This window comes from Pedobacter glucosidilyticus (genome assembly GCF_002483235.1).
Classification (GTDB): domain Bacteria; phylum Bacteroidota; class Bacteroidia; order Sphingobacteriales; family Sphingobacteriaceae; genus Pseudopedobacter; species Pseudopedobacter glucosidilyticum_B.
This window is the reverse complement of record NZ_DLHN01000020.1, coordinates 53,351-80,071: the sequence shown is the minus strand read 5'-3', so window position 1 is coordinate 80,071 and position 26,721 is coordinate 53,351. Positions and strand designations below refer to the sequence as shown.

Genomic DNA, 26,721 nt, shown 5'->3' with positions numbered 1-26,721 from the left:
TAGAGAGGCTGTCTTAGACATCATATTTGTTATGTAGATTGTATGCCTAAAGCAAGTATACATGTATCTGATAAGTCAGGATAAAAGACGCTGCATTCTTATATCCTGACATTAGACAATTCAAGACAACCTCATCATGGTTTGATGAAACTGAATACTAGTTAACTACAAATTTTCTTGAAAATACTTGTCGATCTATTTCTAATATGCCGATATAAATTCCCTTATTGAGTTGAGTTTTTAATTGAATATCCTGCGCTTCTTTTACATAAAAGTTCTCATCAAAAAGCTTTGTTCCTTTGATGTCCAGAATTTTAAATTGAACTTTTTCAAGAGGTTTATCCATGATATTTAAATGGATTACATCATGATTATAAAAAAAGCTCGACTGAAGTTTAGATATTCCGTTATACACAAAATTGATAGCTAAAATTTCAGTAGTACCATCAAAATCTGTTTGACTTAATCGATAATAATTACTACCGTTTAACGGTGAAACATCTTTAAAACTATATATATTTACCTGTGTAGAATTTTCTTTCCCTTTAACTTCTCCAATTTTTTTAAAGTCTTTATCTTCCCCCGCTCTCCAAATCTCGAATTTATCATTATTGGTTTCCGCTAATGTTTTCCATGTTAAATCAACACCTTGGTTAGATAGCTTACTGGTTAAAGACTCAAAACTTACCGGCATTGTACTTACTCCTCTTGCTACAATATTATCTATAGCAAAACTAGGCCTAGAGCTACCACTACCAGCATTTCCAGATACTTCTCTCATAATCCACCTGATTTGTACAACAGGTTGACCACTACAAGCTAAGGGTAAATTGAAAGAGGCATTTACTGTTCTAACCGGTGTAGTACTAGTATTAGAGGTATTTTGTGCTGCATTTTCATTGGTAATAAAATTATTATTTACTAAGGTAAAATTTCCTGTGGTACCCACTCTGTACATAAAGGCCAAACCAGCAACAAAATTGTTAGAGACACCATCATAAAGATTCCGCATCACTAAAGCGTCAAATGCTACATTAATTTGCTCTGTAACAGGAACTGTTGAAGTATTTAAAGCCAACATGATACATCTATCCGCACCAGCATCGCTATTGAACCCTATTTTACCGGTACCATCCCAAACAAACCCTGTTGTTGCTGCAGTTCCGTTTGCTCTTAAAGTTACATCTGCTGTAGCAGGGTTTAATCTGCCAGAAAAACTGGGAGCAGAAGTAGAAACCTGCCCTCCCTGAAAACCCGCTGGATAGGTTGTTACTGTACCATCTAAGGCATCAAAATTTTGTGAATAAGCAGCAGGGTAAGGAATACTTACGGGTGTAGGATTGGTTTGAGCCATTAAACCAGAACCTGTTAGTAATAAAATGTAAAGTATTGATTTTTTCATAAAATTTATTTTTAATTATTCTACACGAACATTATCTATAGCAAAATTTGGTCTGTCTCTACCTGCTGGAGGTGTACCTGAAACGGAGCGTATCACCCATCTAATTTGTACAATTGGTTTACCATTGATTGTCTGAGGTAAATCAAAAGACACTTTCTTTAAATTTACTCCTGTTGTTGTTTTTGAGGTATTGATGGGTGCTCCAGAATTATCAATGAAATCATTGCTAATCATTTTGTATGTTCCTACCGTATCAACTCTATACATCAGCGCTAAACCTTGTACAAAATCATTAGTTGTTCCATCGTAAAGATTTCTCATCACCATGGCATCGAAAGAAAGTTTTAAAACTTTATTGGCTGGTACTCCTGTTGTATTAAGGGAGAGAATAATACTGTTATCGTTATTATAATTACTAGCTAAACCAATTTTACCATCAAAATCATAAACACCTGGATAAACATTGGCTGCAGAAGCTGAAACTGTTAAAGGGACATTTGTTAACCCGGGTGCTAACCTACCGACATTTGATGGTGTAGAACTAGATATTTTCCAACCTTGCCAGCCTGCCGGATATTCTTTTGAAACACCATCTAAGGCATTAAAATTTTGTTGATAAGGAACTTTTTGAGGATTGAGGTCTGATTGAGCATAAAGCGTAAAATTGCTGAATAAAGCTAATGCCCCTACAAGAAAAGATTTAGTCATTATGAATTATTTAAGGTTTGTTTTTTGGTTGTAAGCCTTTCTATTTCCTCTTAAATACAGGAATAATTCAGCTTCACAATAATCGTTTCTTTCATCACAATTGGTAAGAGTCAATCATTGCAATTCACCATGCTAATTGATACAAAAGCAAAGTCTAAATAACTGTTATCAGGTATAGTTAAGATGATGATGACAACTAGGCGTTTGAGTTTGTCTTAAAATCAAACAACACTGATGTTGAATGTTAAAACAGAAGCTGGACTAACAGACATGCTTGTATGAAATAAATGACTGTCTTTACTTCCAGAAAATCAGACGAGCTTAGTATTTGTGATTTAGAAAATTAACAATTCTTTCTAGATACAAATTAACCAATTATACAACTCCCAGTTGTTTATTAAAACCATAAAAAAATGACTTAACATGCAAGCGCTGTGTGCTTTACTTTTTAGAATGGTAAACCCCATCCTTTTAACCTTTCATTAAATATTAAACCTAACAATATGAAATATTACTACTTACTAAAAGGACCTTTGGTCTGGATTCTATTTTTGTTTTTAGCATCCTTAACTACCCATGCCCAAACCAGAAAAATTTTAAAGGGAAAGGTTAGCGATGAAGCTAATCAACCTGTACCAGGTGCAAGTATTTTGGAAACAGGTACTAGTAACGGAACAACAACTAATGAAAATGGCGAGTTTACACTTATCCTATCTTCTTCAGAAGCCATCATTAAAATTACTTTCTTAAGTTATGAAAGCCAGACCTTAAGTATAAAAAATCAGGATTTTATAAATATAAGTTTAAAACCAGATGCTACTCAACTCAATCAGGTGATTGTTGTGGGTTATGGTTCACAAAAGAAAGCTAATCTTACAGGCGCTGTAGCATCTGTAAACATGGATGATATACAAGGATTACCTATTGCAAATGCTGCTACTGCCTTACAAGGTAGATTACCGGGCGTAACCATTAGCTCTTTTAACAATCAACCTGGTAAAAACGACCCCCAAATAAGAATAAGAGGTGTTGGTACGCTTAATAATAACAACCCTTTAGTGGTGATAGACGGTGTACCCACTGATGTTGCATCATTAGGAGACCTTTCACCAGACGATATACAAAGTATTTCTGTTTTAAAAGATGCGGCTTCTGCCTCTATTTATGGTGTTAGAGCAGCCAATGGTGTCATCCTGGTAACTACCAAGAGGGGTGAAAATGGCAAGCCCAAAGTTCAAATTAGAGAAACCGTATCCTGGCAAAAGCCTTTAATAAAACCAGATTATATGGATGCTTTTACATGGGCCAATACTTACAATGATTTTTTAACTGAGACAGGTGCAGCTCCAGAATTTACACCAGAAATGATTCAGAAAATTAAAGATCAGACAGACCCAGATCGTTTTGCTAATACAGATTGGTTTGATGAAATCTATCAAACTGCACCCATGCAAAATCATTATATCTCTTTGTCTGGAGGAAGTGACTTTAGTAAATATTTGATCTCTACAGAATACCAGAAACAGGAAGGGGCTTTAGTAAATACAGGTGCAGATAGAATACAGCTTAGAGCTAACTTAGATCATCAAGTTTCTAAAGCTATAAGTTTTGGGCTTAATCTAAGAGGTTTAAAGCAAAAAATTAAAGAACCCATTGCCGCTGCTGATGGAAATGATGCTGGAGACAATGGTATCAACAGGGTGTTAAGTGCTTTTACAAGACCAACTGTTCCTGCCCGTTATAGCTTCAGAGAATATGGTTATACAGATGGTACTTCCTTATTTCAAATTAAAAATCCATTAAGATTTCTTTATGAACAACAATTTGATACAGACGAGTATAGATTAGATGGAAAAGCTTTTGTAGAAGCCAAATTTTTGAAAGATTTTAGTTTTACTTCCAGTTTAGCGGTCATTTACTTAAACTCCAAATCAGTAAGGTTTAACCCTAGTTTGGACAGTTATGGTCCCGATAGAAACATCATTGTTGCCAGAACTCCTAATAGTTTAACAAATGCCAATGAAACTTTTACCAACTACGTAAATGAAAATCTTTTACGCTATAATAAAAGAATAGGAAAACATGATGTTAAGGTTTTAATTGGTCATACTGTACAATATGATAAGACTGAAAATTTTAGTGCTTCCGTTGTAAACCTTCCTAGTAATGATATAAGAGTTATTGGTGCCAGTACAGAACAACCTACCAATACGGGAAGCACAAATGCAGTTGCTTTACAATCTTTTTTAGGCAGGGTTAATTACAATTATGACAATAAATACTTTGTTGAACTAAATGCCCGTATAGATGGTTCTTCCAGGTTACCACAGTCTCAACAATATCCCTTATTTCCCTCAATTTCTGCTGGCTGGGTAGTATCAGAAGAGTCTTTTCTAAAAGACAATAAATACATAAGTTTATTAAAAATAAGAGCTAGTTATGGTACTTTAGGTAATCAACAAATTGGTAACTACGCTTTTGTTCAAAATTACAATCTAAACCAAAATTATGTTTTTAATGGTACTTTAAGCCCAGGTGTAGCGGTAACCAGTTTGGCTAATGCAGCTATAAAATGGGAAACTACTACCATGTCGAATATGGGTATTGACGCTGAGTTTTTCAGAGGAAAGTTAGCCCTAACAGCAGATTATTTCAATAAAGATGCGACCAATATTTTATTTACAACACCTATTCCTAACACTTTAGGAGGATTAGGTGCACCACCTCAAAATTCGGCTGCCGTTAATAACAGGGGAATAGAACTCAATCTTATTCATAACCACAGTATTGGTGATTTCAAATATCAAGTAGGCATTAATGGCTCTATCATCAAAAATAAAGTAGTAAGCTTAGCTTCTCAGGATAGGGTTATTAATGGTAATACCATTCTGGTACCTGGCTCGCCTATAGATTCTTATTATGGATATATAGCAGAAGGTATTATTCGTACTGCAGAAGAACTTGCAGCCGCCCCAGCAGGTTTTGGTAGTATTCCTTTAAGGATAGGTGATATCCGATATAGAGATTTAAACGGCGATAATAGAATTACTATTGATGATAGAACCATTATTGGTAATCCTTTTCCTAAGTTAAGTTATGGTTTTAATCTGGGAGGCTCTTATAAAGGTTTTGATCTTAATATTTTTCTACAAGGTATAGAAGGTGTTAACAGAAGATATACTGATTTATCAAGTATTGGTGTAAGGCAACAAAAACTTAACGTATGGACAGATAGATTCACGCTAAGCAATACAGATGGTGTCTTACCAAGATTTGGGAACAATGCTAATAATGATTTATACTCTACTTATGGTGCATCCGATTCTTACGGATTTAGAGACGCATCTTATTTACGATTAAAAAATATAGAGCTTGGCTATACTATTCCAAAGCACATCATAGCTAAGTTAAAAATGTCTAGAATTAGAATTTATGCTAGTGCAGTTAACCCTTATACCTGGACAAATATTAAAAATTTTGATGTAGAAAAGGATGCTACAGATGATAGAAATCTGGGTTATCTCAATACAAAAAATATCGCTTTGGGTCTAAGTGCAACATTTTAAATCTAAAAACATGAAAAAGATTATTTTCCTTATCACCACTATCATAACACTAAATAGCTGTTCTAAAGACTTTTTAAATGAAGTTAATCCTAATGCTTTGTCTAAAGAAACTTTCTGGAAAACATCTGCAGATTTAGACAGAGGCTTAACAGGTTGTTATGCAGCATTACAAAATGCACAATTGTATAATGGCGGAACAGACTATACCACAGGTGGTGTCATCAGATTAGATATCATTACAGATAATAGCTATGCTAACTCAAATTTCATTAATGGCGCTTCGGTTGCTCGCGGAGACCATACTCCGCAAGACACTTATGTAAGTAACCTATGGACAGGGTGCTATCGTTTAATTGCCCGTTGTAATGACTTTTTGGATAATGCCGATAGGGTTACTACAGTTCTTGAGACAACCAGAACTACAATGAAAGCCGAAGTAAGATTTCTTAGGGCTTTAGCTTATCAAATTCTAGCTATGACCTACCGGGATGCTCCTCTCATTACAAAATCTCAGACATTAGCAGAAGCACAAGTCCCTAAAAATACCAATCAAGAACTACATAACTTCATTGTAAATGAACTAAGAGAAATAAGTTCTGGAACAGTTTTGCCTTTAAATGCTATACAATTGGCCAGAGTAGACAGAGGTGCTGCCTTATCTTTACTTGCAAGAGAATATTTATACATCAGAAACTTTACGGAAGCTGCTATTACTGCAAAGCAAGTAATAGATCTCAATAAGTATAATCTAAATACACCTTATGGTAATTTATTTAAATTGGCTGGTGAAAATAGTGGTGAAATTATTTTTAGAGTGGCTTATGCAGGTCCAAGTTTAGGTGTAGGCTCTGCTTTTGCAGGATACTTTGCCCCCGCCCCTCCAAACGGCTATGTAGCTTTACCCAATCTGGCAAATGACTTTTATTTTAGAGATGGAAAACCCAAAAGTACCTCAACCCTATATGTACCTAGCAATGAATTACTGAATAGAGACCCTCGTTTTGATGCTACTTTAGTTACCAATACTTCCACTTTTAGAGGGGCAAGTATTACGGCTACCAATTTACTTCCAACAAATTACAGAGTTAGAAAATTTACCGAAGAAACATCTACCAGAAATTTTGATTCGGGACAAGACTTTTATGTGATACGTTACCCAGAAGTTTTATTAACCAGAGCAGAAGCCTTAGTAGAAAGCGGTATTTATACAGAAGCTGAAGTAGTTGGCCTAGTAAACCAGGTTAGAACCAGAGCTACCATGCCTACAGTACAAGCTGTAGAAGGTACAGGCTTAAGTCAAAGCAAACTGATAGAAATTATCCGTCATGAAAGAAGGGTAGAAACTGCTTTTGAAGGACTTAGGTTTTTTGATCTTAAAAGATGGAATATTTATGAGCAGGAAGCTGTTACAAAATATATGGCTGTTGATAAAGTAGCTGTTCCTGCATTAGAAAACAGATTACTGATTGGTGTAAAACACGCTCTTTTCCCAATACCACTAAGAGAGATTGAAGCTAATAAAGCCCTCATCCAACATACAGAATGGCAATAATTTAACCCTAAAACTTATTTAGGCTTGCTAAAAGCAATCTTAAAAAAACTAAAAAACCAAATTTTATGAAAACTAACAAACTGATTAAAAGTATTACTTGTCTAATACTACTTGCATTAAGCTCTAAACTTTATGCTACAAATTATTATGTAGATACAGATGGCAGCGATACTGCATTGGGTACATCCATAACAACGGCATGGAAAACACTTGCTAAAGTTAACTCATTTACATTTCAACCGGGAGATAAAATATTTTTTAAAAGAGGGCAAGCCTGGACAGGACAATTATACCCTAAAGGAAGTGGAACGGCGGCAAATCCAATTGTTATTGATGCTTATGGAACTGGAGCATTACCTATTATTAACGGTAATGGAATTAAAGATGCGAGTTTAACAGATGCAAATCATACCGGCGCTGCTCTTCTTCTAAAAAATCAATCCTATTGGACGGTACAAAACCTCGAAGTTACTAATCCTGCAAAGACAACAGAAACAGACGGAGGTGTAAGGCAGGGAATTAAAATTGTTGTGGTAGATGATGCCACACCCGATACTGTAAAAAACATTCTCATAAAAGGAGTAATTGTTAAAAACATAGGTGGTAAATTAAATAAAGAAGACTGGGCTGGAGGTAAACTTACTGCTGGTATTAGTATTTTTATTTACAGAGCCCCAAGTGATGGAGAAACAGATGTTACTGCAAGATTCAATAATATCATTATAGAAGAATGTACCATAGATAGTGCAGCAAGAGAAGGTATTATGACCAGCGTTTCAACTGTTTTCAGAGATTATACTAGTTTTGATAGAAGTAATTATCCTATAGATGGCTTAATCATTAGAAAAAATATTATTCAAAACTGTGCAGGTAACGGCTTAATTGTTAGATATGCAAATTCGCCATTGATTGAAAATAACAGAGCCGTTAATAACCATTATGCAGATGAAGACCTTGTTGGACACGGTGTAGCCTTATGGTGTAGAAGCACAAACGATGCAGTATTTCAGTTTAATGAAATTTATAATACACAAGCTGTATCAAAAGATGGTTTTGCTTTAGATGCAGATCTTTCTGCAAAAAACACCATTTTTCAATACAATTATTCTCACGATAATTTGGGTGGCTTTGTATTATTTATTCGTTCTTCAACCAATAGCATTGTGAGATATAACATAAGCCAAAGAGACGGAAGAAGCAATGCGGTAAACCGGATATTCCATTTTTCTGAGTATGGCGAAGTTGTAAACCCAACCAGTTCTGGTGGCACTACAGTACCCGCCACTGCTAAAATTTACAACAATACCATCTTTATTGATGATGATGTTTATACAAATGATGCTACCAAGATTGCTATATCAAACTTCGCTGCTAATACTTCCACATTTTCCAATAATATATTTTACAATAGCCAAGGAGGTATAGTAAAACGTAGTACTGATAGTGCTATATGGGAATACAATCATTTTGAAAATTTCCCTAGCGGTAGCGCACCAATGTCTCCAACCGGAATGTATGGAGAAGGTACCGGTGTAAATACCAATACAACAGGGAACGCGTACTTACAAAGCCCTGGTACAGCAGGCAATCTTATCAATGTTATTGGTACTGCAAACAGTAATGGAACTCCCTCATTTGGAAACCAGTTAGATGCCTATAAAATAAGTAATTCCTACTCGCCAGTTTTATATACAGGTTGTATTATCAGTGATAATGGCTTAAGAGACTTTTACAATAATCCGGTAAGTACTAGCACCAGACCTCATAGAGGCGCTTATAATGAATGTATAGCACAAAAAACTGTTATCGCTAAAGATGCTTTTGTAAGAGCAGGAACAGCATATAAAGACACCAATTATGGATCGCAAACGCTCATGTTTGCTAAAGAATCTTCTGATGAAAGTTTTAGAAGAAGAGCTCTTGTGGGCTTCACTTTAGACGGAGCTATTACATCATCACAAATTAGTACTGCTAAACTTAAACTTTATTGCGATAGTGCCACAAACTTTAGTTCTACGGTAACCGTTTCTCTGTATAAAATACCTTCTGATAGCTGGTATCAATCTAGTGTAACTTATGATAATGCTCATGCTAAGGTTAAGGCTCTCCCTCCTACAAGTGCAGATCTTGTAGCTTCAACAACTATAAGCGCTGTTAATCAATATTATGATTGGGATATAACAGATGATATTAAAGCCATACTTGACGGAGGTTTTAAAACCAGGTCTTATATGGTGGTAGCACAATCATCATCAGGCGCTGTACTGGGTTTTAACACTCGTGAATCTGCTACTAACAAGCCCTTTATAGAAATTGTAACTACCTGTTCTTCTGGTTCAACATCTTCATTTACACCTACAAACAGTTTAAATTTTTTAGAGCAAAAATCTACTGCAGATAAAATAAATGTGTACCCTAATCCTGTTAAAGAAACGCTCTTTATCTCCCTTCCTATATCTCATGAACTTATCACTTTAGAGATATTTGATTTACAGGGAAGATTAGTAAAGAAAGAAAGCAAAACGGTTTATGATGGTACTTTAAGCACCAATGTATCTTTATTAAAGACAGGTGTTTACATCATTAAGCTATCTGGTAGTACAAAACAGTTTGAGACGCTTCGTATCATTAAAGAATAAATTAGACAGCCTTTAAGAAGCTTGTCTTTAATACAGCAACTTCATCTGGCAATAGCGGAGTCGGAACTAAATACTTAGCTTTTAAAAGCAATATTTCGACTTCGCTTTGCTTTAATATCCACTTGATGTATAAAACAGTTTCATTTTCTTCATTTAGATGAATTACAACATGAATATTATCCTTTTATTATTCCATTTTCTCTTCTGGCTAAGCCCTCAAAAAAACGCAACCATTGCCACAGTTAACGGCGAACCTATACATGAAAATGAGTTGAAATTTGAAATGTATGCTTTACGAACAGGCGTTTATACCTACTTTGTTGGTAAATATCCATCTGCTGATGATACCTTTAAATGGCGAAAAAAATATGGTGATGAAATCCCTGAAATAACCCTGCAAAAAAGAGCCTTGCATAAAGCTATCAGAATAAAATTCCAACAAACGCTAATGAAAAAATACGGTATTCAAAAAGACATCAGCTATACTCAATTTCAAATAGAATTTAAGCACTATACAGATCAAAGAGCTAAAGCAATAGCACATCATGAAATCGTTTATGGGCCTCCTCAAACTACAGAAAGCGAATATTATAGTTATGTTTTTTCAAATAATTTAAACCCTTTACTAGACAGCCTGAAAGCTCATTATCAGGTAGATAGAAAAAATTATCAAAAATGGATTGATTCTGAGCTTCAAAAAGCAACAATTAACATCTATTCATCAAGACTTAAAAAAGTATTTATTGACCCTTAAAAGCGGCTCTAGTACAGCTAAACCAATTTAAATATCCTATTCATCAATATCCACTTTTCTCCATCCTTAGCCCATGCTAATGGTTTTTGAAATTTCCACATCAATTGCTCCCATTCTAAAACTTTAGGGTTCATGGCATCCATTTTGGCTTTATCTTCAAAATCAAAACTTGATACGGTTTCCATAATCATAAACAAACGGTTGCCTGTTCTGTAAATTTCCATCTCTAGAATTCCGGCATCAAGAATGCTTTTTCTGATTTCAGGCCAGCCATGCTCTGCCTGATGCCAGTACTCGTATTCTGCAATAAGCTCTGGTTTATCAATCAAATCCAGTGCTAAACAATATCTTTTAGTTTCCATATGATAACAAATAGACTGTTTCAAAAATCATATTATCTCCTTAAGCACCTCAATATCAAAGACAGAGATATGAAATACACTCTGACTTTAACATTATAGGCTGTGTATGACAAAAAAGATGATTTGAGACAGGTTCTTTAAATTTTATTTTTATTCTTTAATGATACTCACTACACCAATTTGTTTCTCCTCATTTCTTACCCTTACAATATAAACGCCTGTTGTCAAAGAAGAAACATCAACAGATAATATTTTATGATAGTGATCCCTCATAAACGCTCTCACTTTAATACCTTGCAAATCGAAAATTTCTACTATCATCATATCTTTTGAAGCAGGAACTAATATATTCAAATCCTCTTTTACAGGATTAGGATATACCATAAAATCCTCATCCAGATTTACTTTATTGATAATCATATCATCCATTTTTTTAAATAATTTAACCTGTACCGGAGTCACAGGTAATTGTTATTTCTACAAAAGGTTTATGTCGAGCGGCTTCTCAGGTATGAAACTTATAATTCCAAATTGCAATATTTATTGAACTAAAACTGCAGAGATTATTTAACCTACTAGCATTAACTACAACATATTGTATTTCATAAAAATTTAATCAATTGGTTTACAAAACACTAAGATGTTTGAAAAATTTAGACTTCATACATGTGTTTTATGACATTATGCAGTTACAATTGTTTCAGTTAAATTCTAAGGTCGTTTTTATCTCGTCTTTCATAGTATTTAAATACAAACTATCCTTATTCCAGCAATTATTATAAATGCGCTTCTAATAATCTGCCAGTATTCTAATTTACTAGTAAAAATTAAACCACTTTTTAACAACTTCTTCTTTAAAGTTTTCAGTATTCGTTTGTACAAAAGATGCCAGTTTGCAAAACAAAAGTCAATAGTGTAAGCCTATTTTGCCGGGTTTTGCCGCAGGATGCCTCCATTTGCCGGATTTTGCCAGTCTTTTTGCAGACTTGTTCGAGACCTCTTCGAGACTTGTTCGGGAAATAGGGGTGTTTTCCCGAACAAGTCTCGAACCTGTCTGGGAGAAGACCTCTGTCTTGTCCCCTCAATACTTCCCATAATAAGCTTTTATAATCGCTTGAGCTTTTTTGTTCTGAGGTGTCCAATCATCGTTTTGGATGGGATCCATTCTTCTGAAAGAGGAATACCATTTCCAGGCGAAACCACCGGCAAACCAGGGTTCTTTCCAAAGGCTTAAGAAAAGTGCTTCATAGGCATTAGCTTGTGCTTGTTGGTTGATGGTTCTTTTTTGATGTTCTGCTTCCCAAGATTTCCATGCGGGCTGCTCCATACTGCGGTAGCCATATTCTGTAAATAAGATAGGTTTGGCTACTTCTTTACTAAATTTTGCTAGCTCTTGCTGATAAGGTTTCCAGGCTTTAACTAGTTCTTTTACGCTAGGTTCTTTGGCTTCAGAGATTGGGAAATAGCCACTAATACCTACAAAATCTAAATCTTGCCAAAAGGTGATTTGCTGGTAATCATCCCAATTGGCGCAATAGGTTAATTTCCCTTGGTAAACTTTTCTAATATCAGCAATAAGCCTTAACCAAAATTGTGGGCGCTTAATGGCTGCATTTCTATACTCGGTACCAATACAAATCATATCAGCCTGCTCTTGGTTGGCAAGTTTAGCAAAAGTTAAAATATAGTTCTCATAATCTTGCTCCCATTGTTGCCATTGGGCTTCAGTACTTAAATCAAAACTGCCTATCCAAGCACCTCTTTGCAGCCAAACTTGTGGTTTTACCATTACTTTTAGTCCGTTAGCATGAGCTTGTTTAATGGTGGCTTTTACACCTTCTAGAGACTCGCCCCAGTATTGCCTTTCGGGATGATAGATAACAGCAGGCTCGTTTACATTTGAAAAAGCATAAGGAATAATAGCCACCCAACCTGCTTGAATATTTTTAATTTCTACAGACCAGGCATCATCAACCACACGTGGCGGTGCAACAAAACTTATCCCATTAATTTTGTCTTTTACCCAAACGGCATTTTTCTTTTGAGACTCGGCCTGTGAACAAGAGAGCAACAAAAAAGTAAAAACCAGTATGATTTTATTGTTGCCAGTAAGCATATCTAGAAAGGTCTTTTAAAACGAGATTTCTACCGTCCCAAGTATTTTGTTTCATGAGTACGTTAGGATAAGCTTTCGCAAAATAATAGGTATTTACTTTATCTTTCTCTAAAGTAAGCTCTACCTTCCAAGTGTTAGATGCTTTATCATCGCTAATTTTAAAATTGGCGTCGTAAACTTTTAGCTTACCTACTTTACTGCTTATCTGGCTTTCTAAAACCGGAGCGGAAAAGGTTAAACCTTCTTGAAATTTCAAGGCTCTTAAAGTATAATTTAATTGGTCTTCTAATAAAATTCCTGCTGCAATTTTGGTTTCCCCATCTCCTTCAGTATCCCAATAAGAATGATAGGTAAGATTAAAACCTTTATGGTCTTGCAGGTATTCTTTAAAAGTATTACCACACCATTCTTGCGAGCTGGTGGTCATCTTATCTAAATTTAAAGCGTTTTCTCTGAGGAAAAACATAGAAGTAAGCAAATGGTAAGGATAGTTATCTGTAGGGATGCGAGCAAAAGCATTCACTTTTAATACTTTATAAAGGTCTTTAAGCTGGTAATCATCGGTTTTAACCCTAAAAGCTTTGTTAAAATCTTCTGATACCGTGATATAGGTATAATCAAAACTTCTCACTTTACCGTAAATAGTACGAGTAGCTTCATAAACGGCAACTTCTGCCAAGCCATCATCCCAATGGTTTTGATTAGCCCAATCCTGATTAAAATTAGAACTGATAGCAGCAAACTGATCTCGCTTTTTTTCTTGTGTTTGTGCTTTTTCATTACAAGAAAAGCAAAATAACGCCAATATGATAAGTATATGTTTCATCTTTTTAAATGTTGATATATGATGAACAAACTATTGCTGTTAATGTTCAACCCTTCAAAACAGACTTCGGACCGCGGACATCCGACTCTAAAACTTCCAACTCACCACCCAGACTTCGGACCACGGACATCCGACTCCAAAACCTACCTCACCTGCCCATTACCCGTAACAAACCATTTTTCTGTCACGAGTTTTTCTAATGCAAAAGGACCACGAGCGTGTAATTTTTGGGTAGAGATGCCTATTTCTGCACCTAAACCAAACTCGCCACCATCGGTAAAACGGGTGGAAGCATTGGAGTAAACAGCAGCAGCATCTACATCATTCATAAATTTATGGATAAGGTCTTGATCTTCTGAAATAATAGCTTCTGAATGTTTAGAAGAAAACTCGCTAATGTGTGCTAGAGCCTCTTCTATCCCATCTACAACTTTAACAGAGCATTTTAAGGATAAAAACTCGCGACCAAAGTCTTCTGCTTCTGCCCTTTGCAGGAAAGGATATTTTAAATCATTCAGGATTTGAAAAGCATAATCATCTGCGAAAATTTCTACGGCATGAGGTAGCAAATCATCAGCAACTAATTTTAATAAATCTGCGGTAACACTTCTATCCACAACAATGGTGTCTAAAGAGTTACAAACAGATGGTCTGCTCACTTTAGCATTGGTGATGATTTTTGATGCCTTAGCCAAATTAGCAGTACTTTCTACATAAGTATGGCAAACCCCAGCACCAGTTTCTATTACCGGAACTTTAGCGTTTTGTCTTACAAAATCTATCAATTGCTGCGAGCCTCTAGGGATAATAATATCTACATATTTAGTTGCTGTAAGCAATTCTTGAACATATTTACGGTCTACCGGCATCAGTTGTACAATATCAGGGTTTAGCTGATGTGCCTTTAAAACATTGCGGATAATATCCACCAAACAGATATTGGTAAAATAAGCATCGGTACCGCCTCTTAGCAAACAAACATTACCTGAGCGGATACATAAAGCAGCTACATCTATGGTTACATTAGGTCTCGATTCATATATCACCCCAACAACACCCAGTGCAACTGTTTTCTTTTGCACTTGAAGTCCGTTAGGCAAAGTTTTTTCTGATAAAAGCTGCCCAGTTGGATCTTCCAAAACAGCAACTTCATTTACGCTTTTAGCCAAACCAATAATTCTATCGGCAGAAAGTAATAGCCTATCTTTTTTAGGATCTGCATCATCCATTTTAACTAAATCCTTCTGATTTTCTGCTATAATCAAATCGCTATGCTTGATTAAATCTTTAGCTAAATCGTGTAAAACTGCCTGCTTTTTTTCCGCAGATAAATTTTTAATGACTGTTGTTGCTTTGGATGCTGCTTTTAGTATATCCTGAATATTTTCCATTTCCTATAAAATTTAAAGTAAAACGATGTCATCTGCATGAGCAATTTCCAAGTTTTGCTTTTTGGTATCTGAACTTAAAATTTTTGAATCTATTTTAGATTTTGCCACTGCGAAAGCTATACCTTTCTCGTCTGAAATCTCAAATACCTCGCCTGCTTCAAAATCTCTTAATACTTTTTTAACGCCTACGGCTAACAAACTATGTCTTGCTTTTAAGGCTTTTTGTGCTCCATCATCAACCTGAAGCTGCCCGGTGACTAAACTACCGCTGGCTAACCATTTATTTCTGGATGGAATATTACAAGGCTGCGCCAAACATACCGTACCAGTTTCTCCTTTAACGGCTTTTAAAATGCCATCTTGTGTGCGTACTCCAAAAATTACAGCTTTTATACCCATTTGGGTTGCTAGCCGGGCAAAGTTAAGTTTAGATGTCATCCCACCTAAACCTACGGCAGATTTCTCTTTTTTAGCTAGGGATAAAGCTTCTTTGTCTATCACTTTTATTTCTGGAATCACTTGTCCATCGGCATCTAAAACACCCGGAACAGAAGTGCTGTATAAAATCTGCTCGGCACCAAAACCAACGGCTATTAAAGTAGCTAGTTCATCGTTATCAGAAAACTTAAGCTCGAGGTTACTCACCACATCATTCTCATTGGCAACAGGGATGATACCATTCTTCCAAAGCTCTTCATAAGTTTTTTTAAGCTGTAAAAACTGGTCTCTGTTAGAGAAATGATGACGCTCGCACAAACTTTGGGCAATTGCTAACTGAAAAGGAGCAAAATATTTAGAATAAGTTTGTAATAATAAAGGGTTACCAATGGCTGCTGCTGCTTTACGCTCTATTAAAGTGCCTGCATATTGTTGTAAATGCTTTTTACCTGCCGCTACAGCACCAGAAGAAACTAAAACAATATTATAATTTTGATGCAATTGGGCAATCTGACGGGCTATTTCACTCACTACCAGTTCATCAAGCTCTCCTTTATTAGTAGTAATGGAGGCCGAACCAAATTTGATAACGATTATGGGCTTCTTCAATCTCTTTTTATTTGAAGCGTAAAACTATAAAAATTTGAATTGAATTAGGTTAAATCAGTGCAATTAAAGCTGCTTTTTTAGTGGTTCTATTTTTGTTTAACTCATGGTATGGAATCTAAAAGAAAGAGATTTATAAAGCATTTAAAACATTTTACCTTATTTGCCAGACTTGCTTTTGATAATTTTAAGAAAAACGACCCTTTAAGACTGGCCGCTTCTACAGCTTTTTTCGCAACTTTTGCCTTACCGGCTATCATTATTGTGCTTTTACAAGTGTTTGGGATGTTTTTTAACCGAAGAGAATTTGGACAAAATATCCTGGAGAAACTCTCTGAAAATATAGGAACTGTTAGCGCAGATGAAATCAGGAGCATTTTAAGAAATATTTACGCCATGAGCGAAACGTGGTACATCACCGTTTTGGGGTTTATTTTTTTGCTCTTTGTTTCTACTACCCTATTTGTCATCATCAGAAATACCATTAACCAGTTATGGAGTATCAAGGTAAAAGAACATCCCGGTTTTAAATTCCATATCAGACAAAGGGCAAAATCTTTAGGTATCATTAGCTTAGGTGGTTTTTTATTGTTTGTAGTTTTTCTATTAGAAGGGATAAGAATATATCTGGAAAAAGAATTTGGTTACCTGCCTATTTTAGGTAATTTTCTTAACGAATTGATATTTTTAAGCGTAGCTACTACTTGGTTTAGCATTGCTTTTAGGTTTATTGCTGATGGAAAACCTTATTGGCGTATTAGTTTTTTAGGAAGCACTTTTACAGCGATTTTATTTACTATCGGAAAAATCATCCTGAAAACAGCACTCATCAACTCTAATATTAATGAAATTTATGGTACTTCTGGTGCCATTTTATTGGTGATGTTATACATTTTCTATTCGTCCTTTATTTTTTACTACGGAGCTTGTTTTATACAAACTATGAGCGAAGAGCTTAAATTACCTATTAAAACCAGCAGTATGGCCTATAAATTCAAACTTGAAGAAGTAAAAGGCGAAGTTTAAACTGGTTATGAAGTAAGTAAATCGTTGTATGATGCAACAAAGTGTGGAGTTTATCTACAATCAAGAAACAATCACTTATATTATAAAAATCTAACTATCAGAAACTTATATTATAAATTATGATTTGGCATCATTATCAAACATAGGTTTGTATTGTTAAACATTAAAATTTAAAATATATAAGTTATGAAAAAGTTCATTTTATCAGCAGCAGTATTAGCGTTCGCAGGATTAGCAACAGCAGAAGCAAAATCATTATCTTTTGACAGATCATTTGCTTTACAAGACACCACCAAACAAGACACGGTGAAACAGGATACTACTAAACAAACACCTGCACCAAAGCAAGAAGAGTCTATGTATAGTGAGGTTGCGCAAGACACCACCAAACAAAATACTCAAACCGCAGAGCAATCTACTCCAGTAAATATGGAAGATCTTCCAGAGGCAGTAAAAACCACTTTACAGGCAGATTTATTTAAAGAATGGATTCCAAGCTCAGCAACTTTGGTTAAATCAGAAGATAAAGAGTATTACCAAATTGAGGTAAAAAAAGGTGAGGAAGTAAGAGCTATCAGAATTGGCGCAGACGGTAAAGTAGTACAATAAATCAATCATTTTAACAATTAACACACATAAATGACGCATAAAGCCGGACTTTGGTCCGGCTTTTGTGTTTTTCAGCTCGTACAGTACAGGTTTTTATGGCAAAAATACTTATCGTTGAAGACGATATTACTTTTTCACAACTCTTACAAGGTTTTTTAAAAAAACACCAACATGTGGTAGAAGCAGCAAATACCATCAAAAATGGTCTTAAACTGCTTGATGAGAACTCTTTTGACCTATTATTGCTAGACTACCGTTTACCAGATGGTACAGGTTTAGACATTTTAAACCATGTTGCCCACAAAAATTTAGGAATGTCTGCTATCATCATGACCAGTTTCAACGATGTACCAACGGCTGTTAAAGCAATGCGACTAGGTGCTTTTGATTACATCACTAAACCTGTTAATCCTGATGAATTACTCATGATTATGAGTAATGCTTTGAATAAAAAAGTAGAAAGTTTACCTAAAAAAAGTACTAGTCCTGATACCATTATAAAAGGCAATAGCCCAGAGGCTAATAAATTATACAGTTATATAGATTTGGTTGCCCCCACGGATATGTCGGTTATTATTCAGGGAGAAAGTGGAACAGGAAAAGAATATGCCGCAAGAACTGTCCATACCCAAAGCAACCGAAACCATAAACCCTTTATAGCTATAGACTGTGGGGCTTTATCTAAAGATTTAGCTGCTAGCGAGCTTTTTGGACATGTTAAAGGTGCTTTTACAGGTGCTTTACAAGATAAAAAAGGGCAATTTGAAGTTGCTAATGGCGGTACTTTATTTTTGGATGAGGTTGGTAATTTAAGTTATGAAGTGCAGGTAAAGTTATTAAGAGCGTTGCAAGAAAGAACTATACAACCTTTAGGAAGCACCAAACAAATTAAAGTTGATGTTAGAATTTTAACGGCTACCAATGATGATTTAATAGATAGCGTAGCTCGTGGAGATTTCAGAGAAGACCTTTACCACCGTTTAAACGAGTTTAAAATTCAATTACCTCCGTTAAGAGCAAGAGGAAAAGATTTAGAGCTTTTTATTGCTCATTTTATCAAACTTTCTAATCAAGAATTGCAAAGAAATGTAAAACTGCTATCACCAGAAGTTAAAGATTTATTGCTACGCTATTCTTGGCCAGGAAACTTAAGAGAGCTTAAAAATGTGATTAAAAGAATGGTACTTTTAAGCCTTACAGAAACGGCAGAAGTAAGCGCTTTACCGGATGAAATGTTATTCACGGTAAACAGGCAACAAGCCGTTCAACAAGATCCTACATCAGATTTAAAAGCAATTAACGAGCAAAATGAAAAACTTTTGATTACACAAACTTTAGAGAAAGTAAAATATAATAAATCTAAGGCAGCTAAACTTTTAAATATTGATAGAAAAACGCTTTATGCTAAAATAGAGCGTTATGAGATAGATTAAATATAGGTTATTTAAGAATGCCATAACCTTTATAGCTCTAATTAAATATATTTATTACGCTTCTTGCAAAATTTGATGTAAACCTTGCCCAGCAGCCAGTAGCTCTTGTGTGATGGTTTTGGTGTAAGCTGTTATTTCTGCTTTAAAATCCTGGACAGAAGCACCAGATCTTATTTCTTCTAAACGCTTTTCCCATTGTCCTGTAAGCTCGGCATGCGCTATCTTTTTATCTTTTACCACCTCATAAACGGCTAATCCTTTCTTTGTAGGCACTAAATTCTTTTTCTCCCTACCGATATACTCTCGTTTAATTAATGTTTCTATGATGGATGCCCGGGTAGCAGGTGTACCTAAACCACTTTCTTTCATGGCGTAACGCAGCTCTTCATCTTCTATATCTTTACCGCAAGTTTCTAATGCTTTAAGTAAAGTCGCCTCGGTATACAAAGGCTTAGGCTTGGTTTGTTTTTCTAAAACGGCTTTATTGGTAACAGGTAAATACTCGTCTTGAGCTACTTTTGGTAAAGAAGCGTTTTCGCCCTCTTTCTTTTCATCATCGGGGTCATTAAAAACAGAACGCCAACCCGCAGATTGTATCACCGTACCGTTAGCTATAAAATCAGCCCCGGAGCTTACACTTATTTTAGTTGTTTCTTTGATACACTCTTGATGAAAAGCTTCTAACATACGACCAACAACCATATCATAAACAGCTTGCTTATCTTCTGATAAATAGCCGGCATTTTCGCCAGTTGGTAAAATAGCGTGGTGGTCTGTTACTTTTTTAGCATTAACACTTCGCTTGTTTAATTTTATGGTTGCTAGGTATTCTGCTTGTTTACCAAATTGTGGGTGTTGCTGGTACTTGGCTATCAAAGCTGGTATACCTGCATAAATATCATCACCAATATATCTGCTTCCGGTACGCGGATAAGTAACCAATTTACTTTCATACAATTGTTGTAGAATACCCAGTGTTTGGTCGGCAGTGTAACCTTTTTTCTTATTAGCTTCTTGTTGTAAACTACTTAAATCATGTAATAGTGGTGGTGGTTCTTTTTTAGCTTTTGCTTCAACTTTGGTGATATGCCCACCTGTTGGATGCCCAGCTGCAACATCTAAAACTTGACCTAAAACAGTTTCTGCTTCTTCTTTGGTTTTATAATTGATTGCTGAAATAGCTCTAAAAAGATGTCCGTCTTTATTTAGTTGTATGGCTACTTGAAAATATATTTGAGGTACAAATTGTTGAATTTCAAGATAGCGCTGGCAAATCATGGCTAAGGTTGGTGTTTGCACCCTACCTAAAGAAAGTACGGCTTTGTTTCCTGCCGAAATACTTAAAGCTTGAGTAGCATTCATCCCTACCAACCAATCAGACTCTGAGCGGCAGTGGGCAGAATTAAATAAAGTATCATAATCAGACCCGGGTTTGAGGTTTCTAAAACCATCTTTAATAGCGGCATCTGTTTGGGAAGAAATCCATAAACGGCGAAAAGGCTTTTTACATTTCAAATAATAGTAAATATATCGAAAGATGAGCTCTCCTTCTCGCCCGGCATCAGTAGCAACAATAATTTCCGTACACTCGTCAAACAAGGCTTTGATAACGTCTAATTGCTTTCTTACAGCAGGGTCTTCTACCAGTCCATCTTTGGTTTTAATTTTTCTTACAGCCAACTTAAATTTATGCGGAAGCATGGGTAAGTTTTGCTGTTTCCAGCCGTAAAAACCATAATCTTGTGGAGGTGCTAATTGCAATAAATGACCAAATGCCCAAGTAAAACTATAGCCTTTTCCTTCTATATAACCCCCTTTTTTATTGGTGGCTCCAAAAACTTTTGCGAGTTCGCGGGCAACAGATGGTTTTTCGGCTATAACAAGTTTCATTTAAGATTTATAAATAAGGCTACAAATCTTATGATAATAATTGATGATGTAGGCTTATGTGAATAAATTTTCTTTGTTGTGGATTTTTGATAACAAATTTGGCTTTAAACAATCTAGAAATCATTTTTAATTATCCCAGCATACGAAGAACTATTAAATAACAAATCCTCAATATAAAGTTGATAAACTAAATATTGAGGACTTTTTTTTTAGAAAGAGCTTTTCCATTTTGCTCTTTTACTATACCATAAGGTTTATTTACCTGCTGCTTTAGCGTGGTCTGCTAAAAACTGTGCTAAACCGTTATCCGTTAATGGGTGTTTTAATAATCCCATGATAGAAGATAAAGGTCCAGTCATTACATCGGCACCAATTTTAGCACACTCTACAATATGTACAGAATTTCTGATAGAAGCTGCTAAAATTTCGGTTTCATATCCGTAATTATCAAATATTAAACGGATATCTTCAATTAAACCAAAGCTATCAGCACCAATATCATCTAAACGACCTAAGAAAGGAGACACATAACTTGCGCCTGCTTTAGCAGCTAAAAGTGCTTGCCCAGCAGAGAAAATTAAAGTACAATTGGTTCTGATTCCTTTGCTGCTGAAATATTTTAAGGCTTTAATACCATCTTTAATCATAGGAATTTTAACTACAATTTTAGGGTTTAAAGCAGCTAAAGCTTCGCCTTCTTTTACCATACCTTCAAAATCTGTAGAAATTACTTCTGCACTTACATTATCATCTACTAAATCGCAAATAGCTCTGTAATGGTTTAAAACGTTTTCTTCTCCGGTAATACCTTCTTTAGCCATTAAGCTTGGGTTGGTAGTTACGCCATCTAAAACGCCTAAATCTTGTGCTTCTTTAATTTGTGCAAGGTTTGCGGTATCTATGAAAAATTTCATGTTGTTTAATTTGAAAATTGTGAATATGTATTTGGTTAATTTGTTGAATTTAATATGAGTGATGTATCCATCTCAGATGCAAATCTATCAAAATAATCTTTTTTTAATCATTTAAATCGATTGTTTTATCAGAAATTATCAGAAAAAAATACTGGTAGAAATATTAAAGAAGAAAAAAATGGGCTAGCACCTTCTATCGCACCGCTACAACCTCTTACCCTTGCTGCGTTCCCACCCTGGGGGAGTTCAGAAGGAGCTGGTCGTAGAAGACTAACCCGGCACAAAGGTATAATTTTTATGCGTTTTAACGCAAATTTTCTTGTTTTATAAACAAGTGACTGATTATCAAAAAGAAAATTATTTTTTCTTTCTCCTTTTAAGTGGTTCCTGGGCTGCTTCTTTCAATAAACTCTTCCAATCATGAGGGTTATCTTCTGAAATAGCCAACGTTTCTTCATACTCCGTATGGCGTACTTCCATGGTCTTAATCGGGTTTGTCAAGTAAGTTTCTATTTCTTTTAATATAATTTTTTCTTCTTCACTACAAAATGATATAGCTTTACCCCTGCTTATCCCTCTACCGGTTCGTCCTATACGGTGAACGTAATTTTCGGCTACATCGGGTAAATCGTAATTAATAACATAGTCTACGCCTTTTACATCTATCCCTCTAGAACTTACATCGGTAGCTATTAAAACTTTTATTTTACCGGTTCTAAAATCTTCTAAAACACCAAATCTATCTTGTTGCTCTTTATCGCCATGTATGGTTGCGGTGGTAATAGCAACTCTTTCCATAGCTTTTGCCACACGTTCTGCCCTTACTTTTGTTCTTACAAAAACCATCATTTTTGTTTCCGGATTTTCCTTTATCAATCTTTCTAGAAAAAATCTTTTATCATCCATTTCAACATAAATAACCGCATGGTCAACATTTTTAGATACGGGGTCTTTAGGCGATAACTGAATCCTGACTGGTTTATTTACTAAGGCGTAGGCTAAATCTTTAATAGTTTCATTAATCGTAGCCGAAAAAAACATGGTTTGTCTTCTTCTTGGTAAAAAGGTTATGAGCTTCTGTATATCAGCATAAAAACCTTTTGCTAGCATGTGATCGGCCTCATCTAAGACCAAATAGTCTATTTTTTTTAGGTTAAGGATACTTTTGTGCACCAAATCCATAATACGGCCAGGCGTAGCAATTAAAATATCAACACCTGCTTTTATTTCTTGAAGTTGTGGGTCTATATCAACACCACCAATAATAGCAGCGGTTTTAATGTTTGTATACTTAGCTAATTCAATAAATACATCTTGTATTTGCAAGGCTAATTCTCTGGTAGGTACCATTACAACGGCCTTTACATGTTGCTCTTGCTGGTAGCGTTTCTTTTCTTGCAACATGCTAATTAAAGGAATCGCAAAAGCAGCAGTTTTACCCGTTCCTGTTTGGGCTATAGCCAAAATATCTTGTCCGGATAAAATTTGAGGGATAGATTTAAATTGTATATCAGTAGGTTTTTTGAAACCTAATTCTTCTAAACTTCTTTTTAACTCTGGTGATATATGGTATTTATTGAATTTCATGCTGTCCAAAGGTAGCAATCTTTAAACTAATTGATTATTTTTAGCTACGTGAAAAATATAATCCTCCTTATCCTTATTGTTTGCATCAAAAGTACTTATGCCCAAAAAGTTGGATTGGTTTTTAGCGGTGGTGGTGCTAAAGGCTTAGCTCATATTGGCGTTTTAAAAGCTTTAGAAGAAAATAATATTCCTATAGATTATATTACGGGTACTTCTATGGGTGCTGTAGTTGGTGCTATGTATGCAGCAGGATATTCGCCAGAAGAAATAGAGTATATTGCTTTAAGCGATGAATTTCAGAATTGGGTAGCAGGTAGATACAGCAGCAACTACAGCTATTTTTATCAGAAAAAGCCAGAAAACCCTTCCTTTTTTACGGCTAAAATCCAAATTGATTCTGGTTTTAATTTAAAACTACGTTCTAATTTAATCAATGATATTCCTTTAAATTTTGCTTTGATAGAATTGCTCTCGCAAGCATCAGCTAATGCTAAAGATAATTTTGATGATTTATTTATCCCTTACAGATGTATGGTTTCTGATGTGCTTTCGCAAGAAATGATTGCACTAAAGAAGGGAAATTTGGCTGAGGCTGTAAGAGGTAGCATGACAGTTCCTTTAGTTTATCGCCCAATAAAAATAGATGGAAAATATGTTTTTGATGGTGGCCTGTATAATAATTTCCCGGTTGATGTGATGAAAGAAGACTTTAAACCCGATATCATTATTGGTGCTAATGTTTCATCCAAAAACTTTACGGATTACCCAAAAGATAATGACGATAAATTAATGAACCGCCTGCTGGTTTATCTTTTCTTAAGTAAGACTGATTCTAGTGCGATTGGTAAAAATGGTATTTATATAGAACCAGAAATGGCCAATTTTAGCGCCACCAATTTTAAACCTGTAAAAGCTATTATACAAGCTGGCTATTTAAAAACATTAGCCAATATGGCAGAAATTAAAGCTAAAATTGCACAAAGGACATCATCAGAAGAGCTTACTGCTAAACGTAAAGCTTTTACTAATAGAAACCCATACCTAACTTTTAATCAGGTAAATGTTTACGGGGTAAACTCTAAGAAGCGCTCTTATATTAAAAACACTTTTAATTACGATAATAAGCAACTATCGCTTTTAGAAATTAAAGAAGGTTATTATAAACTTTTAGGCGATGATAATTTTGAAACTGTTTATCCGAGCTTAAAATTTAAACCAGAAACCAATAATTACGAATTTGATGTTCAAGTGCAATCAGAAACCAATTTTAAGGTTGATTTAGGTGGTAATATTTCTAGCAGACCTATCAGTAATATTTTTTTGGGCTTGCAGTACAATTATTTAAATAAGCTGGCTTACACTTTTAATAGTAATTTTTATTCGGGTCGTTTTTACCAATCAGCACAAAGTGCCATCAGGCTTGATTTCCCTTTTAAAACACCTATTTTCTTTGAAACCGAATTTGTATATAACAATTGGGATTATTTTAGCTCGGGCGAATTATTTGCCATCAATAATCGCCCTCCAGCATTTATTAAACAATCCGACAGAAGGGTGGGTATAAAATTTGGCATCCCGATAAGGAATAATACCGTTTTAACTTTACATGGAGCTTATTTTCATAACCGGGATAACTATAGCCCTACTGATAACTTTAATGTAGGTGATGTCTTAGATAAATCAACTTTTGATGGCTTTTTATCCTCCATCAGGTACACTAAAAATAAACTTAACTACAAGCAGTACGCTAATACGGGGTCTTATCTAAGTTATGGTTTATCTTATTATACGGGTACAGAAAGCTATAACCCTGGTAATATTTTGCGCAATACGCCAGAGTTTAATCTCATCACTTCATCAGCCAATAACAGGCAGTGGTTTAAATTTGATATAAAGGCCGAGAAATTTTACCGCATAGCTCCACATTATCATTTAGCTTATGTTACTGATAATGTTTACGCTAACCGACCAACCTTTACCACTTTTAAAAGTAATTTGTTAAGTACAGCGGCATTTTATCCTTTACAAGACTCTCGGTCTATATTTTTAGATAATTTAAGGGCCGATAAATATTTAAGTTTAGGAATGAAGCATATCTTTTTATTAAAAAGAAACTTAGATTTGCGTTTAGAGGGATATGTTTTTCAACCTTTTGAGGAGGTTAGTTTGAAAGGTTTGCAACAAACAAAATTGGGAACGCTTTTTTCTGACAGACACTTCATAGGTGCAAGTTCTATGGTGTATCATAGTCCTGTTGGACCAGTTGCATTAAATTTTAATTATTACCAAAATCAACCCCGTCCGTTTGGGATTTTATTCCATATCGGATACTTACTTTATAATAAAAGAGCTATAGAATGATAAGACTTTTTACTTTGTTTATTTTCTTCTTATCTGGTATGATAACCGCTTTTTCTCAAACGCATGAAAATTTTATTATCAAAGATTTCATCATTAAAGAAAGCTTTTTAAAAGCTGATAAAATAGCTGTTATTGCTACAGATTCTCTAAAAAATCCAAGAACATCTATCAACGGAACTTATAAATTTGATATTAATGGTTTTAGTAAAGATTTAATTTTTCATGATGGTGTGGCTGCTTGGGATATGCCTATAGAAAAATCTACTTTCATGTACATTAAACATGAAAACGATGAAACTGATGTTTCTAACTTATACTACATCTATAAATCAAGCGAAAGCTTAACTCCCATCCGTATAAGTTGGTATATTTTACTAGCCATACCTGTGGGTTTAATATTACTAGGCTATATGTTTAGAAAATTAATAGGCTTGATGGTTTTTATTTTAATGGCTTATATCTATTTTAATTACAGTAAAGGCTTATCTATGGGTACTTTCATAGAAAGTGTATTTGATGGTTTAAAAAATCTTTTTTAAAC

Annotated in this window: 20 protein-coding genes and 1 other RNA gene; 9 read left to right on the top strand and 12 right to left on the bottom strand. The window is 35.0% G+C overall.

Translation table 11 applies throughout. The annotated features are described in order from the left end of the window. Positions 1 to 157 precede the first annotated feature (157 nt). Positions 158 to 1,402 (bottom strand): hypothetical protein, encoded by a 1,245-nt coding sequence (locus B2745_RS06380; protein ID WP_304064409.1) that lies wholly within the window; start codon positions 1,400 to 1,402, stop codon positions 158 to 160. Positions 1,403 to 1,417: 15 nt separating this feature from the next. Further along, positions 1,418 to 2,110, bottom strand: a complete 693-nt coding sequence (locus B2745_RS06375) for a hypothetical protein (protein ID WP_304064408.1) — start codon at positions 2,108 to 2,110, stop codon at positions 1,418 to 1,420. Between the two features lie 503 nt (positions 2,111 to 2,613). Here B2745_RS06375 and B2745_RS06370 point away from each other — a divergent pair. From B2745_RS06370 to B2745_RS06355, 4 genes are all read left to right on the top strand, one after another. Further along, the gene (locus tag B2745_RS06370; protein ID WP_304064407.1) at positions 2,614 to 5,676 is read left to right on the top strand and encodes a SusC/RagA family TonB-linked outer membrane protein; all 3,063 of its coding nucleotides are present in this window, start codon (positions 2,614 to 2,616) and stop codon (positions 5,674 to 5,676) included. Between the two features lie 10 nt (positions 5,677 to 5,686). After that, on the top strand, positions 5,687 to 7,228 hold the full coding sequence (locus B2745_RS06365) for a RagB/SusD family nutrient uptake outer membrane protein (protein WP_304064406.1): 1,542 nt from the start codon (positions 5,687 to 5,689) through the stop codon (positions 7,226 to 7,228). A 65-nt stretch (positions 7,229 to 7,293) separates the two neighbouring features. Beyond that, complete coding sequence (locus B2745_RS06360; protein ID WP_304064405.1) at positions 7,294 to 9,867, top strand: DUF7594 domain-containing protein; 2,574 nt, start codon at positions 7,294 to 7,296, stop codon at positions 9,865 to 9,867. A gap of 169 nt (positions 9,868 to 10,036) precedes the next feature. Beyond that, on the top strand, positions 10,037 to 10,621 hold the full coding sequence (locus tag B2745_RS06355; RefSeq protein WP_304064404.1) for a hypothetical protein: 585 nt from the start codon (positions 10,037 to 10,039) through the stop codon (positions 10,619 to 10,621). 17 nt (positions 10,622 to 10,638) lie between these two features. On the opposite strand, the gene B2745_RS06350 is transcribed toward B2745_RS06355, so the two are convergent. The 6 genes from B2745_RS06350 to proB all read right to left on the bottom strand — a co-directional run bounded on the left by B2745_RS06350 (position 10,639) and on the right by proB (position 16,363). After that, positions 10,639 to 10,983: an L-rhamnose mutarotase gene (locus B2745_RS06350; RefSeq protein ID WP_304064403.1), complete on the bottom strand. Its 345-nt coding sequence runs from the start codon at positions 10,981 to 10,983 to the stop codon at positions 10,639 to 10,641. A gap of 150 nt (positions 10,984 to 11,133) precedes the next feature. Further along, a complete protein-coding gene (locus B2745_RS06345) occupies positions 11,134 to 11,403 on the bottom strand; it encodes a T9SS type A sorting domain-containing protein (protein ID WP_304064402.1) in 270 nt (89 codons plus the stop codon). A gap of 661 nt (positions 11,404 to 12,064) precedes the next feature. Next, entirely contained in the window at positions 12,065 to 13,099 is a 1,035-nt protein-coding gene (locus B2745_RS06340) for a glycoside hydrolase family 113 (protein ID WP_304064401.1), read from the bottom strand. After that, on the bottom strand, positions 13,080 to 13,925 hold the full coding sequence (locus B2745_RS06335) for a hypothetical protein (protein WP_304064400.1): 846 nt from the start codon (positions 13,923 to 13,925) through the stop codon (positions 13,080 to 13,082). The genes B2745_RS06340 and B2745_RS06335 overlap by 20 nt, the downstream gene beginning before the upstream one ends. Before the next feature lie 143 nt (positions 13,926 to 14,068). Next, complete coding sequence (locus tag B2745_RS06330; protein WP_304064399.1) at positions 14,069 to 15,316, bottom strand: glutamate-5-semialdehyde dehydrogenase; 1,248 nt, start codon at positions 15,314 to 15,316, stop codon at positions 14,069 to 14,071. Positions 15,317 to 15,328: 12 nt separating this feature from the next. Beyond that, entirely contained in the window at positions 15,329 to 16,363 is a 1,035-nt protein-coding gene (proB, locus tag B2745_RS06325; RefSeq protein WP_304064398.1) for a glutamate 5-kinase, read from the bottom strand. A gap of 108 nt (positions 16,364 to 16,471) precedes the next feature. Here proB and B2745_RS06320 point away from each other — a divergent pair, with 108 nt between their 5' ends. From B2745_RS06320 to B2745_RS06310, 3 genes are all read left to right on the top strand, one after another. Next, entirely contained in the window at positions 16,472 to 17,386 is a 915-nt protein-coding gene (locus B2745_RS06320; protein ID WP_304064397.1) for a YihY/virulence factor BrkB family protein, read from the top strand. Between the two features lie 186 nt (positions 17,387 to 17,572). Further along, a complete protein-coding gene (locus B2745_RS06315) occupies positions 17,573 to 17,995 on the top strand; it encodes a hypothetical protein (RefSeq protein WP_304064396.1) in 423 nt (140 codons plus the stop codon). Between the two features lie 95 nt (positions 17,996 to 18,090). Beyond that, positions 18,091 to 19,428, top strand: coding sequence for a sigma-54-dependent transcriptional regulator (locus tag B2745_RS06310; protein ID WP_304064395.1), 1,338 nt, complete (start codon positions 18,091 to 18,093; stop codon positions 19,426 to 19,428). Between the two features lie 54 nt (positions 19,429 to 19,482). On the opposite strand, the gene B2745_RS06305 is transcribed toward B2745_RS06310, so the two are convergent. The 4 genes from B2745_RS06305 to B2745_RS06290 form a co-directional block, all read right to left on the bottom strand. Then, the gene (locus B2745_RS06305; RefSeq protein ID WP_304064394.1) at positions 19,483 to 21,318 is read right to left on the bottom strand and encodes a DNA topoisomerase 3; all 1,836 of its coding nucleotides are present in this window, start codon (positions 21,316 to 21,318) and stop codon (positions 19,483 to 19,485) included. Between the two features lie 254 nt (positions 21,319 to 21,572). Continuing rightward, entirely contained in the window at positions 21,573 to 22,232 is a 660-nt protein-coding gene (fsa, locus tag B2745_RS06300) for a fructose-6-phosphate aldolase (protein WP_026903537.1), read from the bottom strand. Positions 22,233 to 22,410: 178 nt separating this feature from the next. Then, positions 22,411 to 22,509, bottom strand: an RNA gene (gene ffs / locus B2745_RS06295) — signal recognition particle sRNA small type. 80 nt (positions 22,510 to 22,589) lie between these two features. Next, positions 22,590 to 23,819: a DEAD/DEAH box helicase gene (locus B2745_RS06290; RefSeq protein ID WP_304064393.1), complete on the bottom strand. Its 1,230-nt coding sequence runs from the start codon at positions 23,817 to 23,819 to the stop codon at positions 22,590 to 22,592. Positions 23,820 to 23,867: 48 nt separating this feature from the next. On the opposite strand from B2745_RS06290, the gene B2745_RS06285 reads away from it, so the two are divergent. Both B2745_RS06285 and B2745_RS06280 read left to right on the top strand, forming a co-directional pair. After that, positions 23,868 to 26,180, top strand: a complete 2,313-nt coding sequence (locus tag B2745_RS06285) for a patatin-like phospholipase family protein (RefSeq protein ID WP_304064392.1) — start codon at positions 23,868 to 23,870, stop codon at positions 26,178 to 26,180. Further along, positions 26,177 to 26,719, top strand: a complete 543-nt coding sequence (locus B2745_RS06280) for a hypothetical protein (protein WP_304064391.1) — start codon at positions 26,177 to 26,179, stop codon at positions 26,717 to 26,719. The genes B2745_RS06285 and B2745_RS06280 overlap by 4 nt, the downstream gene beginning before the upstream one ends. Positions 26,720 to 26,721: the final 2 nt, after the last annotated feature.

Excerpts from the sequence above, each read along its gene's own strand:
- fsa (WP_026903537.1), bottom strand. The coding sequence starts at position 22,232 with ATGAAATTTTTCATAGATACCGCAAACCTTGCACAAATTAAAGAAGCA.
- B2745_RS06350 (WP_304064403.1), bottom strand. The coding sequence starts at position 10,983 with ATGGAAACTAAAAGATATTGTTTAGCACTGGATTTGATTGATAAACCA.
- B2745_RS06375 (WP_304064408.1), bottom strand. The coding sequence starts at position 2,110 with ATGACTAAATCTTTTCTTGTAGGGGCATTAGCTTTATTCAGCAATTTT.
- B2745_RS06360 (WP_304064405.1), top strand. The coding sequence starts at position 7,294 with ATGAAAACTAACAAACTGATTAAAAGTATTACTTGTCTAATACTACTT.
- B2745_RS06355 (WP_304064404.1), top strand. The coding sequence starts at position 10,037 with ATGAATATTATCCTTTTATTATTCCATTTTCTCTTCTGGCTAAGCCCT.
- B2745_RS06305 (WP_304064394.1), bottom strand. The coding sequence starts at position 21,318 with ATGAAACTTGTTATAGCCGAAAAACCATCTGTTGCCCGCGAACTCGCA.
- B2745_RS06340 (WP_304064401.1), bottom strand. The coding sequence starts at position 13,099 with ATGCTTACTGGCAACAATAAAATCATACTGGTTTTTACTTTTTTGTTG.
- B2745_RS06290 (WP_304064393.1), bottom strand. The coding sequence starts at position 23,819 with ATGAAATTCAATAAATACCATATATCACCAGAGTTAAAAAGAAGTTTA.
- B2745_RS06335 (WP_304064400.1), bottom strand. The coding sequence starts at position 13,925 with ATGAAACATATACTTATCATATTGGCGTTATTTTGCTTTTCTTGTAAT.
- B2745_RS06310 (WP_304064395.1), top strand. The coding sequence starts at position 18,091 with ATGGCAAAAATACTTATCGTTGAAGACGATATTACTTTTTCACAACTC.
- B2745_RS06345 (WP_304064402.1), bottom strand. The coding sequence starts at position 11,403 with ATGATTATCAATAAAGTAAATCTGGATGAGGATTTTATGGTATATCCT.
- B2745_RS06380 (WP_304064409.1), bottom strand. The coding sequence starts at position 1,402 with ATGAAAAAATCAATACTTTACATTTTATTACTAACAGGTTCTGGTTTA.
- B2745_RS06315 (WP_304064396.1), top strand. The coding sequence starts at position 17,573 with ATGAAAAAGTTCATTTTATCAGCAGCAGTATTAGCGTTCGCAGGATTA.
- B2745_RS06370 (WP_304064407.1), top strand. The coding sequence starts at position 2,614 with ATGAAATATTACTACTTACTAAAAGGACCTTTGGTCTGGATTCTATTT.
- B2745_RS06330 (WP_304064399.1), bottom strand. The coding sequence starts at position 15,316 with ATGGAAAATATTCAGGATATACTAAAAGCAGCATCCAAAGCAACAACA.
- B2745_RS06280 (WP_304064391.1), top strand. The coding sequence starts at position 26,177 with ATGATAAGACTTTTTACTTTGTTTATTTTCTTCTTATCTGGTATGATA.
- B2745_RS06320 (WP_304064397.1), top strand. The coding sequence starts at position 16,472 with ATGGAATCTAAAAGAAAGAGATTTATAAAGCATTTAAAACATTTTACC.
- B2745_RS06365 (WP_304064406.1), top strand. The coding sequence starts at position 5,687 with ATGAAAAAGATTATTTTCCTTATCACCACTATCATAACACTAAATAGC.